Raw genomic sequence first — 16325 nt, forward strand, 5'->3', positions numbered from 1 at the left:
GGGGAGAACCGGCAGGTGGCTGTGGTGTCTGGTAGCGGGAACCGGACTTGAACCGGTGACCCCGGCATTATGAGTGCTGATGTAGGCAGGCGCATATGCCAACAGATGCGAGTACTTGCGCACACCATCAACCCAGCTTGCCCAGATAGTGCCCAACTGCACGCGGCGAGGCGTTGTGATGTTGCCAATTCGTTCGCTGGGTTAGACTCCCCTCGCCACGCGATTCTCGGACCCGCCCATGACCTACGACCACCTCTACAAACCCGAGCCCTGCTCCGCCTGGCCCGTGCACGAGCTGCGCGCCGTGGGCGGCGCCTACCGGGAAGCAGGCGGCAGAGGCTTGGACGGGGCGGCCTGCCTGGACGCGGCGGTCGCTGCCTACCTCGCCGCCGGTGGTGGCCAGCACGGGGCCGAGCGCGCCGTCCGCGACATGATTGCGTCCCTCTCTCGCGAGCAGGGCGATTGGCTGTGGGGTCCGGCGCAGGCCTGGCGCGACCGGCACGCGCCCGCGGCACCAGAACCCGCCTGGGCTGAGACGGAGGACGCGCAGTGACTGGCGATGGATGGCGCGCCGCGGAGGACGCGGAGGTGGCCCAGGCCGTCCACTATGCTTTGCGCTTCAACCTCTCGGGCAAGGCGCACGGTAAGCGCGCTCGAGAGGACGACCTGCAGATGGCAGCGCACGTGGTGGCTCACCTAGTGCGCGCGAACTTCCGGATACAGGCTGGCCCGCCACGGCGCGCGCACAGCACCAGCGACCTGGGGAGGAACCCGGGTGGGATGCCGGAAGGCTGGGAAAATGAGCCCCCGCCCTGAAGAGAGCGAGGGCCCCAGTTACAACAGGGTATGGAAACGGCGCTCCCCTTGAACGCCTACAACCAACCTATGATCAAGCGATCACATCCGCAATCTGGACGGGCAGAAGAAATGAGATTGCACGGGTGTGAAAGTCGGCCGCCTTTACACAGGTAACTATCCAGTCACTCAGGCTGGCCGCAAAGCATTGTTGTCTCAAGGATTGGGTCGAGTGGCCCGTTTCTAGCGATGGAACGGTTGCGAGGCTCCACCAAGGGGCCCGTCGAGAGGGACAAACATGATTTTCGTCGCTAAGGCCGCCGCCGTTGCCAGCCTGCTGCTGGGGGCCGCGCTGCCGGCCCATGCCGCCGTTACCTTCGACTTCCTCCAGACGAGCTACTCCGTCCCGGGGCAGCCAGATTCGTCCGATACGGGGCGGGTAAACGGCCAGCTCGTCGTGAGCGATGAGGCCTATGCCTCTGGCTACACCATCGCCCGCGAGCAGGCTGCCGGCATCCGCACCATCGAGCAGACCGCAGCCTTGGAAAGCATCTCCTTCCAGTTCGGTCCCGAGAACATCAGCAACGCCCGCTTTGCCTTCCTGCCGAACCCGCTGTCCACGTTCGCCACCTCTTATCGGGTCCTGGTCGATTTGGTGGCCGCGCCGTTCTCCCTGCCAACCGGCCGGATCTTCTTCCGCGACGTGAACGTGCTAGTGGACTTCACCCTGGCAGGCGCAACCGGTTCGGGCTTCGGCGGCCTCATTGGCACCGGCAACTGCACGGGCGACGGCTGCGCTTTCACCACCCAAACTGTCCAGACCGGCGGCGTCACCCCCACCCCCGTGCCCGAGCCTGCGTCCCTGGCGCTCTTCGGCTTGGGTCTGGCTGGCCTGAGCCTCGTCCGGCGCAAGCGGACGGCCTGAACGAAAACGGTCGGGGTTGAGGCGAAGTCTGCCACCCCGGCCGGTCCATGACGGGCGATCCCCGACCGCCTTTTCAACTGCGTGGCAATCGGCCTCGTCCCCCGCCTTGGGCACGATAGCAAGGAATGCGACGCTGGGTGGGTAGGTTAAGGCTCAGCATCAAAGCTTTCCTGCAACAAGTCGGGCGCCTTTACGACGGTAACCAGTCGGTTCCCGCAATCGCCTGCAACCCATTGTTGTCTCAGGGCATGGTATGCTTGGCACGTTTTTAGCCATGGAAAGGTTGCGAGGCTCCACCAAGGCGCCCGCATGAGGGACAAACATGAACTTCGTTGCCAAGGCCGTGCTCGCCGCCGGTCTGATGCTTAGCGCCGCACTGCCGGCCGATGCTGCCGTCATCTTCACCTTCAACCAAGTCGGTCCGTTCCAGCACCCGCCGTCGCCGATCGGGATCCCCAATATCCGCATCAATGGCCAGATCATCGTCTCCGACGAGGCAGGCCGTGACGGGTTCTCCTACCAGATCCAGAACAGGAGCACCGCGCCGTACTTCCAGTCTTCACTGGATGGGCTGCTCTCGCTCCGGATTGAGGGCGGCAACCGCTTCAACATCACTGGCGGTTTCGGCTTCGTTACGCTGGCCGACTTCACAACGCCAACCACGCCCACCTCAGGCGTCCTCAACTCGGTGGACATCTTCGGCAGCACCGCGACCGGCCTGAATGGCACTATCAACTTCAGCGACACTGAGTCTCAGTACCGGCTCGATTTCACCGGCACGGAGTTCACTGGCAACTTCGTGGCCGACTACGCCAACGGCTGCACCGACCCGCTCTGCACCTATTCTGGCAACATCTCCACGGTAGCGGTTCCCGTGCCCGAGCCCGCCTCCCTGGCGCTGTTCGGCATGGGTCTGGCTGGCCTGGGACTGATCCGGCGCAAGCGCGCGGCCTGATCGATAACTTGGCCGGGGACAGCACTACGCGCGCCCCGGCTTTCCTGCGATGGAGGCAGAGTTGAGGCGAGTTCGTGCAGAAGCGCGGATGTGGATTACAGAGCAGTTCCTCAAAGCCGCGTTGCTTGTCGCGCCGAAGAACCTGCCAGCCACGTATATTCTGGCACGGCACTTGGCTGCCTATCGTAAAGAACTTCGAGTTGCTTTCCCACGCTGGGAGCATCGGTCGACCCTCGCCACGCTGTTCACTCACGTCAGATCTTTTAACGGCGGCAAGTAGGCGACGGACGAAAACGACCAGGGGAGGACTGTCCCTCACCACGGCCGCTCCATATGCGAGCAGCCCCCCGGCTGCCCACGATTCTCATACCTGAGGCGGATGTGCGGGGCACTAGGCGAGGCGTCTTGCGCACAAATCCTCAGCTTGGTGGACGATCCGAGACCTCGCTACGAGGTGTGACATAGGGCGGTGGCAGCTTCCCCGTGTCGAGCCAGCTGTCCACCAGCCTCACGATCATGTCGAGGTTGCCAAGGCCTGCCCAGTAGCCGTTCGGGCCGTGCGGGAAGCCCTCCAGCCTGAAGGAGAAGGTGGTGCCCTTCGCGTTCGAGCCGATCTTCGCGCCGCGGTAGGTGTAGCTGGGTCCGCCACCCGAGCCAGCCGTGGCAACGAGCTGTGGGGCGGGCCGTGGTTCTGCTGTGGTTCTGTCACTGCGCTTTCAGGTCCTCGGGCAAGGCATAGACTTCCTGCTCATTGCCCAAGCCCACAAGCCACCCCCCAAATTTGTTAGGGGTTACGCTTGACGTAAAGGGGGTTACGCTATACGTTACCCCCATGATCAAGAGCTTTAAAGACAAGCGGACGGCGGCGGTGTTCCAAGGGCAGATGCCCAAGGGCTTCCCCACCGATATCGCCTCCGTCGCTCGTCGGAAGCTCGCGATGCTCGACCGGGCTATCACCCTCACCGACCTGAAGGTGCCGCCCAACAATCACCTGGAGGCTCTTACCGCTGATCGCGCCGGTCAGCACAGCATCCGTGTCAACCGCCAATTCAGGCTTTGCTTCATCTGGCGGGATGGAGACGCCCACGAGGTGGAAATCGTCGACTACCACTAGATACCGTCCAGACGCGTATTCTGCCGAAAGGCAGTGATCCCAAGAGGGAACTCAATCATGACCATTCATCGCGACGACCTCGACGCCGGCCGGGTAGACCTGTCGGACGTCACCACGGGCGAGACCATCCCGCCCGTGTCTCCTGGCGAGGTGCTCCGTGAGGAGTTTCTCGTTCCCATGAACCTGTCGGCCAAGCGGCTAGCCGTCGATATCGGCGTGCCCACCAACCGGATCACGGCCATTCTTCATGGCTCGCGTGCTCTTACGGCCGAGACCGCCCTCCTCCTCTCTCGCCGGTTCGGCAACAGCGCCGAGTTCTGGCTTGGGCTTCAGATGGGTTGGGATCTGGCTCGCGCCCGTGAGGCGATGGCGGCCTAATACCAACCGCCTTGGTAAATGACCGGTACCGCCCGAATTTGAATCGTAACGGAACTCAATCACAACTATATCGTTTTGAGCGTCCTCTGGCCGTGAGTTGTTCGAGAGAGGTTAGCATGGTCCGGTTCGTGACTGCTGGGGTTCTGGCCATCCTTGCCGGCTGCGCCCCAGCCAAGGTCAGCCAGTCCGGCCCACAGCGCGTCCCAGTCACCGCCGAAGGATCACTGAACCGTTCGGACGGCGAACGCCTTACCCAGCAGGCCGCCCAAACATCAGACTGTGAAGCAAAGAATCCAGATGGCCTGTATCTGGTCCGGGTTGGTGAGAACCCGGAAGCTGGAGCACTTTACGCCATGGCTTGGCGCTCACGGCCACCCACGCCACAGGCGGTGTCGGTGGCGTGCTTGCTGAACCCAAGAGAGCCCGGGTCCCAAAACATCTCAGCTAATCAGTCTGGAGAGTAGCGGCGGCGCGGCCGTCCTCTTTTGAAGGCAAAAGCCAACACGCCCTTTCCCTAAGCCTCAATCTGACATGGAACCGATCAAAGCCGGTTCAGCGGGCCCAAGGCTCGTTCTCACAAGGCTCCACCCCGAGCGGTCATCCACCAAGGCGCTTGGTATAAGTCCGTCCACACACAGAAGGAAGCTACCGTGGCAAAATGCCCCCATTGCAAGAACACCCTCTCGTCCGTGCGCCTCTCCAATCCAGAGGTGAAGGGCACGGCCCGCAGCTACAAAGGAGTTGCCTACTCCTGCCCGTCCTGTGATGCGGTTCTAAGCGTGGGGATCGACCCTCTGGCGATCAAGACCGATGCGGTGAAGGAACTGTTCAAGGCTGTGGATGAGCGCATCCACAAGCTGCACGTCGCGCTCCAGTACGAGATGCGGCAGCGGTAGTCACACTGCCAGAAGGACCAGCCTCCCGACCGGTACAAGAGCGCCGGGAAGGCTGGCCAGCTTCACATCCCCACCCCTCCGCCAGCCGCGTCAGGGTCGCCTCAACCTGGCCCACCGTGACCTTCTGATCCTCCTTCCGGAGTTCCGCGATCTGCCGGAGGGAGAAGTTGGAAACGATAAGCAGGTCGCAGAGCGCTCGTCCGTTCAGCGCCACCGCAGCCTTGGCGCCAGTAGGGGCCGGTAAGGCGGCTGGTCATGCCGCCAGGGCCAGCTTGCGAGCCTGAGCCCGCACGCGCTCCACCCGCGCCGTCCACCCGTCCTGGAAGTCGGCCCAGCTCTCAAGACTGCGCAGGTACTCCATGCGGACATCGCAGATCCGCTCGGCCAGGTCGGTCGGGTCAAACCGCTGCATGGCGGTCAGGGTCAGGTGCCCCACCACCCCGTCCGCCTGAACCCCGAGCCGCTCCTGGATCTCGCGGATGGCGCCGCCTGAGTTCACCGCGAAGTCAAACACGGTGAGGTCTACCGGGATCGGCATGGCCTCGCAGCGGTTCGCGTTCCAGTACCAGGCGAAGTAGATCTGGCGTGCCTCGGCGCGGGTCAGGGCGCGCACGTCAGCCACCGTCACGGTGGCGCTCGGGTCGGCGCGCTGCCGCCAGCGCGTGAGGGTGGCGATGGTGATCCCCATGTTGGTCGCTTTGCCCTTGTCGCGCGGGTTGTTGGCGAAGCCGCCTTCCTCCAGCAGCGTAAAGTCCAGGCAGGCATCGAAGCGCGCGATGGCAGGCACCAGCGCTGGCGCTGGGGCGCCCGGCGGCGTGGGAAACGGGATGGCCGCAGGCGAGGCCGAATAGCCCGCCAGCGCACCCGCAGCGTCGGCCAGCTCAGCCGCCAGGGAGGCAAGGCGGGCGGGCGGGGTCAGGCCCGCATAGAGGAAGGGGCTGCTCACCGGGTAGGCCTCCAGACGCGGGAGTTCGAGGGCGCCATGAGCTCGTCGGCGGTGGCGTCCGGGCGGGGCACCAAGGCGGGCGGCGGGGTGTCCCGCACGGCGTCGCTACGCCGCTGAGCCTCGTCCTTGGCAGCACTGCCGCGGGAGGAGCCCACCCAGTAGAAGACCGCGGCCGTGGAGAGCGTCTCCATGTGCTTCTGCATCCCCAGCACCAGCGTCATGCTCTCGGATGACACGTGATGGTTGAGGATCAGGTAGTTCAGCCAAGCGTAGCCACCGAGGATGAGCAGGGTGATGACCGCCGCGCCCCAGGCCAGCGGGTTCTTCTGGGTGGCGAAGGTGAGGGTCATCTGGCGCGCTCGCTCAACGTCCATGAGCGCGTTGGCCTGCATCTGAATCTCGGCCTGGCGTTCGGCGATCGCGACCTCTTTGGCGATCTGCGCGAGCCCGAGCCGCATCTGGATCATCACCACCGGGTCGGCAGCGGCGATGTTCTGCGCCTCCGTCTTGTCGGCCGCCCCGGTGGCGGCCTTCACCACGCCGATCACGCGCTCGGCGATCTGCCCCGTCTTATCTCCCGCGACCGCACCGAGGAGTTCGGGAACGAGGTCGATGGCGTATTTCACCAGCGGCGCGGCTGCTAAGGCGATGAGTGGGATGGGCACAGGCGGGCCTCCTATTGCGGGCGCGGGCGGAGAGCTGTCTGCGCCCGCTCGATTAGCCGAGCCGAAGGTTGGAGGAGGTCGGAGGCGTGGAGCTGGAGGGCGTCAGGCGCGCCATCGCCTCCGCCATGGCAGAACGGGCCATCGTCCTGAGGGCGTCCTCAGACGGTGCCAGCTTGGCGATCACCTCGGGCAGGTTGGTCTTGACGTAGGCGACCACGTCATCGGCGATCAGCGCCGGCAGGGAGGAGCCCCCTCCCCCACTCATCAGCCGCTCCAGCGCCTTCCGGGTCATGGCGGCCACGACGAGTTCGATATCCCGCTGCCGGGTGCTGCTCGAAAGGAATCGCTGCAGTGGGCCGGGGAGCAGGGTGAGCAGGTAGGCGCCGAGCGAGCCGACGGCGGCCGCCACGGCCGGCACGACAAGCTGCGCCAGCACGGCCTCCCAGACGGGAGCCCACGTCATTGCGTTCATGAAATTCTCCGATGGGCGAGGTGCCGGGAGAACCGCCCGGCGGCGGGGTTACTCGACGTCCTTGAAGACCGGCACCTCTGGCAGGGCCGCCGCCGCATTCGCTCGGATCAGACGCTCCGCCGCCTCGTGGCGGATCGCCACGGCGGCCAGTGTCAGGGTGCTGATGAACGTATGGGCATGGACGAGCCGGCGCCGGGTCTGGGCTAGAGCTGTCTCCAGCTCCTCCTCGTCCTCTCGGTTGATGGCGTCGCGCCGTGACCGGATGGCACCGAAGGCGGTGAGCACGCCTGCGATGCCGGCGAAGAGCATAGAGCCGATCGCGATGATCTGCTCCGCCGTCAGGCTAGGCATATCGGCGCCACAACCTCCATGAGAGGATGCCTGCGATGGTGGTCAGCGCGAGCAACAGCGTGATGATGGGCGAGAACGGGTCCAGGCTCATTGAGCCAACTGAGATCGTGACATGCACGAGGATGCCGTAGCCCATCGTCTGCACCACCGCCCGCTGCCACAGGCTGCCCATCCGCAGCGCCATAATCTGCCAGGGGAAGAGGACGAAGCCGACCCACGGCCACAGCCAGCCACCGAGCGCATTCAGCACCGCCAAGCCCGGTCGGTCTGTCAGCGCGTCGGGAGAGAGGGTGTTCGCCATTGACCAGCTTAGCCAGGTGACGGCGAACGTTGCCTCTAGCCACTGCGGATAGCGGAAGGGGTCGCGAAACCATCGACCAGAGACAGGACGGTCCCTGGCCGTCACTTCTGCGATGGCCGCCAGGGCCGCGTCGCTGCTGCCGGTACTGCCGATCGCGCGAAGGTTCGGGCTGCTGGGCATACTAAACCTCCCTGCGCAGCGGCAGCAGCCCGCGCGCAATGTGTGACGCCCACGCCGCCTGGCAGTGCCCGGAGCGCAGCCCGAAGCCGTCCACCGCGTCGACCCACCAAGCAGCGCCCCGCTTGCCGTGCAGCAGCAGCTGCCAGCGCCACGCGGAGAAGGTGACCTCGCGAGGCCCGCCGGTCATGGCGTTGAGCATGCAGGACGCGGCGCTGCCGGTCCGCTCTGCGTAGCTGCCGCGGTTGCAGGCCAGGATGAACGGGAGTGCCAGACCGCCCAGCACCAGGCAGGGCAACAGGCACAAGCCAATGAGGAAGCGGCCTAGGGCGGTCATGCCATGACCTGCGACGCGAACACGGTGACCGACGCCTCATCCACCGCGATTGCAGGCCCTGTGCACTGGCCGCGCACCCACCAGACGCCAACCTCAGCACCGATGAAGTCGGCCGCGAACTTGCCGACCCCTGGCAGCTGGACGGGGACCAGCGGCAGCAGCACGTTGGAAACGGGAGAGCGAGCGGTGATGGTCACGCCCGTGGCGGCGATAGGTGCACCCGCCTCATCCACGAAAGACAGCAGGGCGCGGCACTCCTGCCCCTTCCACACACGAAGTGCGCTCATCGTCAGAAGTCCTCCGGTCCCACGTGGCCGATAATTGCGAGGCGCGCGGACAGCCGCGGCGCGATGGTGAGGTGGCCAGCCAAGTGCTGCGACACGTCCAGCCTGGCCCGCAGCGCCCTGCAGAGGCTCAGGTCAGCCAGAACATCGAAGTCTGCCACTTGCCCGAAGGTGAAGGCGCCCTTGGCGGCGATCTGCGGTGCCTGGACGAAAACGCCACCCTCGCCGGGAAATTGTCCGGGCTCGTAGCTGCCGACCGCCGAAAGGGCCGGAGGCGCGATAACCCCTGCCGCGACACCGGCGGTGGACGGCGCGACGTGGGCGCCGGAGCCGGTGACCACCGGACCCGAAACAGCGGTGGCGCCGGAGGCGGTCAGGTTCGGCGGTACGGCCGCGCCGGAACCTGCGACGGAAGCGCGACCGATCGTTGCCGCACCCGCGCCTGCAAAGGCCGGAGCAGTGTGTGTCCCTGATGCAGAGAGCGTCGGCCCAGCGATGGAGACGCCGGCGACGCCCGAGACAGGGAGGGTGACAATCCCCGACCCCGCTGCGGTGGGGCGGAGGACGGCCAGGCCGCCGGTCCCGGCGAATAGCGGCGTCTGGCTGGCGCCGGTGCCGACCAGGGAAGGGCTGGCGATCGACGCCGCCCCGATCCCGTAGATCCCGGGCGCAAGGGCGGTGCCGGACCCCGACGCCCTGGGGGCTGCCAGAGCAAGGCTGCCGGCGCCAGCGTAGAGCGGCGAGAAGGTGCCGGTGGCCGATACCGAAGCGGTGGCGATCGAGACCGCGGCCGCGCCGGTGTAGACGGGCACCGCCGCAGCGCCGCTGGCGGAAATGACCGGGCGGGACACCGCCACGGAGCCAGTCCCCGTGAACGCTGGGGCCACGGTGCTGCCCGTGCCGCCGAGCGCAGGACCACGCACCGAGACAGCCGCCGCGCCGGAGAACTGAGGGGCGGTGACAGCGCCCGCACCGGCCACGGCAGGCGCGGCGACAAAGGCCGCGGCCGTGCCGGAGACAGGGGCCACCACCGACCCGACGGCAGCGATAACAGACGCCGCGATGGCGAGCGCGCCAGATCCCGAGAAGGTTGGGACCGTCCGGCTGCCGGCTGCCGCCAGCGTCGGTCCAGAGAGAGCGAGGCCGCTAGTGCCAGAGAAGGCCGGAACAGTCCGGCTGCCCGCTCCAGCAAGGGCCGGGGCACCGACGGTCACTGCGCCGCCACCCGCATAAGCCGGAGCGATGACGCCGCCCGAGCCGGCAAGCATTGGCGGCCCGACGCTGGCCGAACCGGCGCCCGTTACGCTGGCGATGCTCGCGGTGTTGAGCAGGGACGCGATGGAGCGGAAGCGCATGGTGGGTCAGCGCCCCGAGCGCACAAGAAGTCCGAAAGGATCGGCACAGCGCGCCCCGATCTCGGCCGGGGAAAGCTGACGATCATACCAGGCGACGTAGTACACCTCGCCCTGGAAATTCACGGCGTTGGCGCCACCGATCACCGCATAATGCGGGTTGTAGAATTCACCGGGATTGGCCGATCCCGTCTTGGCGGTCTCGATGCCATTGACGTAGAGCGTGACAGCCGTGAAGCGCGAAACGCCGACAAGATGAACGATGTCGCCATCGGCGAACATATTGTCAGGACCCTGCGCCTGCCGGCTGCTGCCATCCCAGACCGAGTAATAGGGCGCGTTGGTCGTGGTGCCGCCGAGCGTGTGATCCTTGGTGCTCGAGGTGCCGTCCGTGCCGTTGCTCATGACCGCAAGGACGTTGTTGACGCTGACGTTGCGCCAGCGCACCAGCGCCTCCCAGGAGCTTTCGGCCTGAGCGGAGCGGTTGAGTTGGGCGCCGATGCGATGGTTGCCCGTGCCGTAGGTGTTGCCGGCGAAGTCCCAGCACAGCCCGCAAAGGCCCGGCCGCACCATGGGCGGAACGGCGGTCGTGAAGACACGGCTGGCACGTCCCAGCACGCCGCCGCCGGCGCCCGGCCAGAACAGCACGCTCGCCCCCCCGGGGATGATCTCCACCGGCCCCTCCGGCGCACGCTCGCGGGCGTGCGTAAAGCCGTAGCGATGAGCGCCGTAGATCGGCATGGGCTCAGTTGGCCCGCTCGCCGTAGCGGTAGAGCTTCGCCGTGTTGCCCGATGCCGGCCAAGCGACGCCGATCTGGCTGTTGATCATGATCTTGAAGGGGCACGGCGGCAGCACGATGCCGCGCAGGTGCATCACCTTCACCGAGGTGCTGGCCGGAACCATGATGGGCCCAACGGAATAGGTGTTCTGGGTCGGGCCCGCGGTGGTGCCGCCGTTGGTGGTGCCGAAGTTGACCCCGTCCAGCGCCGGGATGAGCCAGACGTTCACATAGGGCGAGGTGTTGGCGGCCGTCGTCACCCCGCTGGCCAGCACGATCTCCAGATCACCCATGGTCGGACCCAGGGTGTTGTCGATCGCATCGCCCAGCACGTGGTTGGCCGCGGCCGTGCCGGACGGGAAACTGTTGAGGGATGCCGACGGGATCGCGTCGCTGACGGTCAGCGGCCCCCAGGTGACGTTTGTGGGCATTACTGCGGCGGTCCTAGGAAGGCGGGCGGTTGAAACACCGGCTCCGCTGCAGAGGGTGGCGGGTTGAGCTCGCGCTCGATGGTCACACGGACCGTCAGCACGTCCTGATCGGTGACCACGGGCAGGCCGAGCTCCTCGGCACGGGAGCGGGAGCTTTGGGTCATGGCCAGCAGCGCGGCATGGCTGTCGGCACTGATGGCCTGCGCCATGACCAGGGCGCCGAGCATCTGGGTCACCGCGCCAAGATAGAGCGGGCGCGAGGTTTCCAGCGTCGTGGTGTGGAGCATGCTGTCGCGGGCGGTGATGGCCGCCGCCCGGATCATCATCTCGGTCGGATCGCTGGTCTGGCGCTCGGCCAGGATGCAGAGCGCGCCCCACTCGCCGGTGCCGAGCAGCAGCCCGCGGGCATCGGACGTTGGCACGTCTACCGCCACGGGGATGGTGCGCGCGTTCAGGGCATCGGCCACCGCCTGGTCCGAGAGGCCGTCATAGGCAGGAGACGCGAGCTCGGCGCGCAGCAGGTCATAGTCCATGCAAGACGCTCCCTCGGGCGCTGCGGCGCTTAGCTGCCGGACTGCGTGTAGGTCAGCGCCGTCACGGATACCGTGCCGCCCTGGATGATGCTGGGACCGCCCGGGAACACCAGCTCGGCGACCCCCTCATAGGCCCAGGTCACACCCCCATCCGTGATGGAAGCGCCGGTGCCGGAGGGCCCTCCTGAAGCCGCGGAGGTTCCTGCTGCGGTTGCGCGGTACTGGTTGCCGCCATTCGCCACACGGTCACCGATGGAGTAGGCGGTCGACGCTCCCCAGGCAAAGGCAGCGCGGAGGTCCCAGACCGCCGTCGTGCCGCCCGTCTCGAAGGCGCGCGCAAAGGTCGGCCGCCCGGAGTTATCGGCGACGCTGTCTGCCGTGATGCCGTTCGCCGTCGCCACGCCATTGACCGCAGCGGCGAACGCCGTGGCGGCGAACGTGAGCTCCGCAAGGAGCGTGTTGCCCGACAGGGCGGTGTTGGCGTCGGCCGGCGGTGCTCCGGAGTAGATGCGCAGCACACCGCCATTCAAGCGGGCCGCGACGGCGTCGGCCGCCCGGTTACGGTTGGCGGTGGTGATGGAAGACATGGGCCGGTCCTTTCAGGCATGGGCAGGTGCCGCCGCGCCTGGAAGGCGCACGGGTGGGCAGAGGGAAGCGAAGGGCGCCGCGCGCCCGGTGACGCGCGGCTGCCGGATCAGGCCACCCAGGGCATGGGGCGGACGTATTCCTGCGGCGTGTTCCGGTAGTCCTCAGTGCTCGCGTAGGGCGGCCCCTTGGCGATGTACTGAGCCAGTGTGGCTCGGTCGGCGGGGCGGTTGAAGATGTTCATCTCGGCCGCGAAGGCGCGCATGCCCTGACGGGCATAGGCACCATCCCAGTCGAAGCCGCCGGCGCCGAGCTGGTTGGCCTGCGCCTTCTCGTTCATGCCGGCCCAGGTGGTGGTGTCCGGCGGATAGGTCTCGATGTTGGTGATCCGGCGGACGAAGAAGTTGTACCAGTCGGCCTTTTCCATCGGCACCACCGTGCCCTGCTGGTAGCGCCCCACGTTCCAGTTGTGCGCGAAATTCTCGATGTAGAACCGCGCGCCCGGAATGTTGGCGACGGCGCAGAGCATGACTGCCGTGTGGTAGTGCGCCAGCATCCAAGGCTTGAGGGCGACGTCGCCGGCGACATAGGGCGCCGGCAGCCAGCCGAAAGGCTCCCCTTGCGCTGCCTTCCAGACCGAAATCTTGGAATTCAGGTAGAGGAAGTTGAAGGCCAGCAGCTCCTTGATGCGGGACTTAAAGAAGCTGTTGTCCGGCAGCATCAGGAAGGGGAGGACCTGGTCGCGGATGTTCCAGCCCGCCTCGCGGCCGCCCAGGTTCTGCGTCAGGCACCAGTCCTTCGTCACCCCGTTGACCGTCTTGGTGCGGGGGGAGGACCAGAAGGCGCCGGCCCAGAAAGCGGAGTGGTGCTCGAGCAGCCGCTGATAGTACGGCCGCCCCGTGAGGTAGAAGGCCAAAGCCGGGAGCATGGGCTGGTGGGCGCCGTCGGGTTCCCACCAGGTCGCCTCGTCCGGGAAGGTGAACCCATCGGGCACCTTGCCCCGCCCGTCGATCCAGAGATTGGGCGTGTCAAAGAGGTTCACCGGCCGCTTCGTGACGTCGTTAAAGTGGTTGATGATCATGTGCCCGGAGGTGTCGGCCTGGGCAAAGACCACCTTGCGGGCGGTGGGGTGCCCCGACACCAGGAAGCGCGCCTGGTGGCCCGGGATGATGTCAATGTAATCCTGGCCCGCGCCCTGACCCAGGTAGAAGTTGATCCCGTTCGCGGACAGCGGCTTACCGGCGTCGCTCTTGGCAAGCAGGTTGGCGCTGCTCGCCGCATAAGACGCATCGGTGATCGCCCTAACGTTGGTGCCCTTGTCGAGCCCAACGGCATGGATCATCCCCAGGCGCTTGTTGTACGGCATGTCGATCTGCTCGACATGGATGGGGATAAAGACCTCCGTGTTCTGCGCCGGAGAGAGCGCGCTGCGGACCAACTTGTGGATCCGCTGCCCGATGGCCAGGCGCCCGTCGAAGGTGAAGACGTTGGTGCCGCCCTGGTTCAGGGTGAACAGCACGTTCCAGCTCTTGTAGTCATTCGGGTTCACGCCGGGGCCGTGGCGGTCGCAGCAGAGCGCCAGGTCGACCTCCTGGGTGCCATCCACGAACAGCGTGACGTCCGCCTCGACCCGGAGCATGTCCTGCAGGTTCATGCGGTAGGTTCGCTGCGTCGCGATCGGACCGCGGGAGCGGTACTCCGGCGTGATGCTGGCCGCCGCCTCCTGGGTGTGGAGCTGAGACGGGCTGACATCCACAGGGGTGCCGTACCCGACCGTGGTGTAGACGCCATCCTGCCGGGGGTTCTGGCGGGTGTTCAGCCGACTCCACTTGTGGGCACCGCGGACCGTCACGATCGCCGTGAAGGCGTTGAGCTTGGCCGCGGTGATGTCGACGTTGGACCCGGAGGGCATGGCCACGGCCGAGCCCTTCTTGACCAGGGCCTGCTTGACCTCGCCGGCGGCGAGAACCGGCTTCATCACGAAGACCTGGGCGTGCTTGACCGTGTTGTCCGGGTAGACCTGCAGGGGCTCGACCTGCATGCGGACAGCCGTTCCGCCGATCTCCTGCTCAATCGCGTCGGTCGCCAGCAGCTTGCCGGGCTCGAAGGCGAGGGCGTGGGAGCCGTACTGAGCGGCCAGCGCCCGGTCATCGGTGGTGTAATTGAACCCCACGACCTCGTTTGCGCTCGCGGCCACGCGGGTGGTCGGCGTGAAGATGACGCCCGCCACCGAAGTGGTCGGGACCTCGGCGCGCATCGCCGCCAGGTCGAAGTTGGAATGCGCGTAGGGCACGCCCGGGTCCACGCCCGTCCAGACCACGCTGGGCGTGCTGGGGTTGGACGGGTTGGTCGAGCCGCCGGTGGCGCCACCCGTGCTCGGGCTCGTGCCGCCACTCACCAGGTTGGACGCGATGCCGCTGAGGGCCGCGATGTCGTCCACCACGCCGAACTCATCCCCCGGCACGATGCTGATGAAGCACTCGCCGAGCAGCCCGTTGAAGACGTTTTCGGTGTTCACGCCCGGCGTGCTCTTGCGGACCGCCTGGCCCCAGTAGACCGTCCCCGCTCGGTTCAGGAACTCGGCCGGCCAGTCGAAGACGGCGCCCGTGATGGCGGTGTTGTTGCGGGTCCAGCGAAGCTGGGCCTTGCTGTTCTCCACCTTCAGCGAGATGACGCCGGCCAAGTCCTTGGGGACCGCCACACCGCCGGCCAGGGCGTTCTGGCCATCGGCCTTCTTGAAGTACAGGCAGCACAGGCCGGTGTTGCGGTTGAAGGCAATCGCCCAGCCGCCATAGGCGTTGTCGTAGTAGAAGTCCTGCCCATCGAACAGCACGTTGACCAGGGCGCCATGGTGCGTGGCCGGCTGCTGGTCGATCAGAACCATGCCGGCGCCCAAGAGCAGGTTACCGCTGTCGATGGTCAGGATGCCGCTGGGCGAGGCAATGTGCCGGCGGGTGGAGCCATCGAAGTACAGGGGCCGCCGGTTCTTGAACCGGGCGTCGGCGGCCGCGTAGAGCGGGCGGTACTGGTCCAGGGTCTGGCCGATGTTGGCGACGGCGCTGGCGTCCTGGTCCGCCCAGCCGGCCACCCGGTTGCCATCGCTGCTGGTGGTGATCGGAGATCCAGAGAAGTCACGGCGGAGCTTGCTCAGGCCCATGAGCAGCTTGATGCCGGACCGGGCGGCCAGCGGGTACTCCGCGGCGGCGACGTTGACCGCGACGCTGAGAGTGACCTCAGTCGCCCCGGTGTACTGGCTGGAGGCCGGGTCGGGGCTGTCCTTGACGTTCAGCACCACGGGGGTGTTGGCGAACTTGGCGGACGTCCCAGGCACCACCCCGCGCTGGTCCGAGCCGAGCGCGAGCGTCCCGGTCACCGTGCGGATCACGCCGGCCGGCACCACGGACAGAGTGCCGATGTCCAGGTCCGCGACCGCGTCGGCCGGAATGGTGCTGAGCTTGGAGGTGTAGGTGATGGCCGGGATCGGCGTGACCCCCTGGTCCGGCGGCACCACGATCTCGGCAATCGGGATGTCCAGGGGGTAGGTCACCGCCTTGGCGCCGTCGTAGACGCCTCCGGCAATCGGGCTGTCGGTCACGTCCAGCGACGCCGTGGCCTCGAACTGCAGGGAGTTGATGCCGCGAAGGACATAGGTCTTATCGGTCGACATGGTGACGTTGCCGACGAAGGTGCGCGTCACACCGGCGGGAACAGGGGAAAATAGGCCGAGCTGGGTGGTGGCCGCAGACTTGCTGTCCACGATCTCGACGATCGGGGTGTAGGTGATCTCCGGAATGACCGGGACGCTGGGCTGGCTGGCGGTAAACTGCGCAGCGTTGCTGTACAGGGGCACCAAGCTGGGGCCGGCAGCGTTGACGCCGGTGATCGCCGCCCGGAACCACTTGCCGCTGTCCGCTGCGGGCGGCGTGTAGCTGGTGGACGTCGCACCATCGACATTCGTCCACGGGCCGCCCGCGGCCCCCGAACGCTGCCACTGCTGGGTGAAGGACGTGGGGTTGCCGCTCCACGTGCCGAAAGACTGGATCTGCATG

Annotated in this window: 18 protein-coding genes; 5 read left to right on the plus strand and 13 right to left on the minus strand. The window is 66.6% G+C overall.

Features of this window, described 5'->3' with window-relative positions; translation table 11 throughout:
- Nucleotides 1-238 precede the first annotated feature (238 nt).
- From ACFFIC_RS01920 to ACFFIC_RS01940, 5 genes are all read left to right on the plus strand, one after another.
- The gene (locus tag ACFFIC_RS01920; RefSeq protein ID WP_377048344.1) at nucleotides 239-553 is read left to right on the plus strand and encodes a hypothetical protein; all 315 of its coding nucleotides are present in this window, start codon (nucleotides 239-241) and stop codon (nucleotides 551-553) included.
- A 540-nt stretch (nucleotides 554-1093) separates the two neighbouring features.
- Nucleotides 1094-1720 carry a PEP-CTERM sorting domain-containing protein gene (locus ACFFIC_RS01925; RefSeq protein WP_377048345.1) on the plus strand — a complete coding sequence of 209 codons (627 nt, stop codon included), beginning with the start codon at nucleotides 1094-1096 and terminating at the stop codon, nucleotides 1718-1720.
- A 322-nt stretch (nucleotides 1721-2042) separates the two neighbouring features.
- Nucleotides 2043-2675 carry a PEP-CTERM sorting domain-containing protein gene (locus tag ACFFIC_RS01930; protein ID WP_377048346.1) on the plus strand — a complete coding sequence of 211 codons (633 nt, stop codon included), beginning with the start codon at nucleotides 2043-2045 and terminating at the stop codon, nucleotides 2673-2675.
- Between the two features lie 832 nt (nucleotides 2676-3507).
- The gene (locus ACFFIC_RS01935) at nucleotides 3508-3789 is read left to right on the plus strand and encodes a type II toxin-antitoxin system RelE/ParE family toxin (protein WP_377048347.1); all 282 of its coding nucleotides are present in this window, start codon (nucleotides 3508-3510) and stop codon (nucleotides 3787-3789) included.
- 57 nt (nucleotides 3790-3846) lie between these two features.
- Nucleotides 3847-4167, plus strand: a complete 321-nt coding sequence (locus ACFFIC_RS01940) for a HigA family addiction module antitoxin (protein WP_377048348.1) — start codon at nucleotides 3847-3849, stop codon at nucleotides 4165-4167.
- Between the two features lie 1149 nt (nucleotides 4168-5316).
- On the opposite strand, the gene ACFFIC_RS01945 is transcribed toward ACFFIC_RS01940, so the two are convergent.
- The 13 genes from ACFFIC_RS01945 to ACFFIC_RS02005 all read right to left on the minus strand — a co-directional run bounded on the left by ACFFIC_RS01945 (nucleotide 5317) and on the right by ACFFIC_RS02005 (nucleotide 16324).
- Complete coding sequence (locus ACFFIC_RS01945; protein WP_377048350.1) at nucleotides 5317-6009, minus strand: glycoside hydrolase family 108 protein; 693 nt, start codon at nucleotides 6007-6009, stop codon at nucleotides 5317-5319.
- Nucleotides 6006-6674 (minus strand): hypothetical protein, encoded by a 669-nt coding sequence (locus ACFFIC_RS01950; RefSeq protein ID WP_377048352.1) that lies wholly within the window; start codon nucleotides 6672-6674, stop codon nucleotides 6006-6008. Before ACFFIC_RS01950 ends, ACFFIC_RS01945 begins: the two co-directional genes overlap by 4 nt.
- Before the next feature lie 52 nt (nucleotides 6675-6726).
- A complete protein-coding gene (locus ACFFIC_RS01955; RefSeq protein WP_377048354.1) occupies nucleotides 6727-7146 on the minus strand; it encodes a hypothetical protein in 420 nt (139 codons plus the stop codon).
- A gap of 48 nt (nucleotides 7147-7194) precedes the next feature.
- Nucleotides 7195-7497 carry a hypothetical protein gene (locus ACFFIC_RS01960; RefSeq protein WP_377048356.1) on the minus strand — a complete coding sequence of 101 codons (303 nt, stop codon included), beginning with the start codon at nucleotides 7495-7497 and terminating at the stop codon, nucleotides 7195-7197.
- Nucleotides 7490-7978, minus strand: coding sequence for a hypothetical protein (locus tag ACFFIC_RS01965; protein WP_377048357.1), 489 nt, complete (start codon nucleotides 7976-7978; stop codon nucleotides 7490-7492). Before ACFFIC_RS01965 ends, ACFFIC_RS01960 begins: the two co-directional genes overlap by 8 nt.
- A 1-nt stretch (nucleotide 7979) precedes the next feature.
- Nucleotides 7980-8312 (minus strand): hypothetical protein, encoded by a 333-nt coding sequence (locus ACFFIC_RS01970; RefSeq protein ID WP_377048358.1) that lies wholly within the window; start codon nucleotides 8310-8312, stop codon nucleotides 7980-7982.
- Nucleotides 8309-8599 carry a hypothetical protein gene (locus ACFFIC_RS01975; RefSeq protein WP_377048359.1) on the minus strand — a complete coding sequence of 97 codons (291 nt, stop codon included), beginning with the start codon at nucleotides 8597-8599 and terminating at the stop codon, nucleotides 8309-8311. Before ACFFIC_RS01975 ends, ACFFIC_RS01970 begins: the two co-directional genes overlap by 4 nt.
- 2 nt (nucleotides 8600-8601) lie before the next feature.
- The gene (locus tag ACFFIC_RS01980; protein WP_377048360.1) at nucleotides 8602-9951 is read right to left on the minus strand and encodes a hypothetical protein; all 1350 of its coding nucleotides are present in this window, start codon (nucleotides 9949-9951) and stop codon (nucleotides 8602-8604) included.
- Nucleotides 9952-9957: 6 nt separating this feature from the next.
- A complete protein-coding gene (locus ACFFIC_RS01985) occupies nucleotides 9958-10689 on the minus strand; it encodes a LamG-like jellyroll fold domain-containing protein (protein WP_377048361.1) in 732 nt (243 codons plus the stop codon).
- A 4-nt stretch (nucleotides 10690-10693) separates the two neighbouring features.
- Nucleotides 10694-11158 carry a hypothetical protein gene (locus ACFFIC_RS01990; RefSeq protein WP_377048362.1) on the minus strand — a complete coding sequence of 155 codons (465 nt, stop codon included), beginning with the start codon at nucleotides 11156-11158 and terminating at the stop codon, nucleotides 10694-10696.
- A complete protein-coding gene (locus ACFFIC_RS01995) occupies nucleotides 11158-11691 on the minus strand; it encodes a hypothetical protein (RefSeq protein WP_377048363.1) in 534 nt (177 codons plus the stop codon). Before ACFFIC_RS01995 ends, ACFFIC_RS01990 begins: the two co-directional genes overlap by 1 nt.
- A 29-nt stretch (nucleotides 11692-11720) precedes the next feature.
- Nucleotides 11721-12278: a hypothetical protein gene (locus ACFFIC_RS02000; protein WP_377048364.1), complete on the minus strand. Its 558-nt coding sequence runs from the start codon at nucleotides 12276-12278 to the stop codon at nucleotides 11721-11723.
- Nucleotides 12279-12385: 107 nt separating this feature from the next.
- Nucleotides 12386-16324 carry a hypothetical protein gene (locus tag ACFFIC_RS02005; protein WP_377048365.1) on the minus strand — a complete coding sequence of 1313 codons (3939 nt, stop codon included), beginning with the start codon at nucleotides 16322-16324 and terminating at the stop codon, nucleotides 12386-12388.
- Nucleotide 16325 lies beyond the last annotated feature (1 nt).

The organism is Muricoccus vinaceus (genome assembly GCF_042433125.1).
Classification (GTDB): domain Bacteria; phylum Pseudomonadota; class Alphaproteobacteria; order Acetobacterales; family Acetobacteraceae; genus Roseomonas; species Roseomonas vinacea.

Bases quoted from the DNA above. Each gene is read 5' to 3' on its own strand.
- ACFFIC_RS01920 (WP_377048344.1), top strand. From the start codon at position 239: ATGACCTACGACCACCTCTACAAACCCGAGCCCTGCTCCGCCTGGCCC.
- ACFFIC_RS01925 (WP_377048345.1), top strand. From the start codon at position 1,094: ATGATTTTCGTCGCTAAGGCCGCCGCCGTTGCCAGCCTGCTGCTGGGG.
- ACFFIC_RS01930 (WP_377048346.1), top strand. From the start codon at position 2,043: ATGAACTTCGTTGCCAAGGCCGTGCTCGCCGCCGGTCTGATGCTTAGC.
- ACFFIC_RS01935 (WP_377048347.1), top strand. From the start codon at position 3,508: ATGATCAAGAGCTTTAAAGACAAGCGGACGGCGGCGGTGTTCCAAGGG.
- ACFFIC_RS01940 (WP_377048348.1), top strand. From the start codon at position 3,847: ATGACCATTCATCGCGACGACCTCGACGCCGGCCGGGTAGACCTGTCG.
- ACFFIC_RS01955 (WP_377048354.1), bottom strand. From the start codon at position 7,146: ATGAACGCAATGACGTGGGCTCCCGTCTGGGAGGCCGTGCTGGCGCAG.
- ACFFIC_RS01960 (WP_377048356.1), bottom strand. From the start codon at position 7,497: ATGCCTAGCCTGACGGCGGAGCAGATCATCGCGATCGGCTCTATGCTC.
- ACFFIC_RS01965 (WP_377048357.1), bottom strand. From the start codon at position 7,978: ATGCCCAGCAGCCCGAACCTTCGCGCGATCGGCAGTACCGGCAGCAGC.
- ACFFIC_RS01970 (WP_377048358.1), bottom strand. From the start codon at position 8,312: ATGACCGCCCTAGGCCGCTTCCTCATTGGCTTGTGCCTGTTGCCCTGC.
- ACFFIC_RS01975 (WP_377048359.1), bottom strand. From the start codon at position 8,599: ATGAGCGCACTTCGTGTGTGGAAGGGGCAGGAGTGCCGCGCCCTGCTG.
- ACFFIC_RS01980 (WP_377048360.1), bottom strand. From the start codon at position 9,951: ATGCGCTTCCGCTCCATCGCGTCCCTGCTCAACACCGCGAGCATCGCC.
- ACFFIC_RS01985 (WP_377048361.1), bottom strand. From the start codon at position 10,689: ATGCCGATCTACGGCGCTCATCGCTACGGCTTTACGCACGCCCGCGAG.
- ACFFIC_RS01990 (WP_377048362.1), bottom strand. From the start codon at position 11,158: ATGCCCACAAACGTCACCTGGGGGCCGCTGACCGTCAGCGACGCGATC.
- ACFFIC_RS01995 (WP_377048363.1), bottom strand. From the start codon at position 11,691: ATGGACTATGACCTGCTGCGCGCCGAGCTCGCGTCTCCTGCCTATGAC.
- ACFFIC_RS02000 (WP_377048364.1), bottom strand. From the start codon at position 12,278: ATGTCTTCCATCACCACCGCCAACCGTAACCGGGCGGCCGACGCCGTC.
- ACFFIC_RS02005 (WP_377048365.1), bottom strand. From the start codon at position 16,324: ATGCAGATCCAGTCTTTCGGCACGTGGAGCGGCAACCCCACGTCCTTC.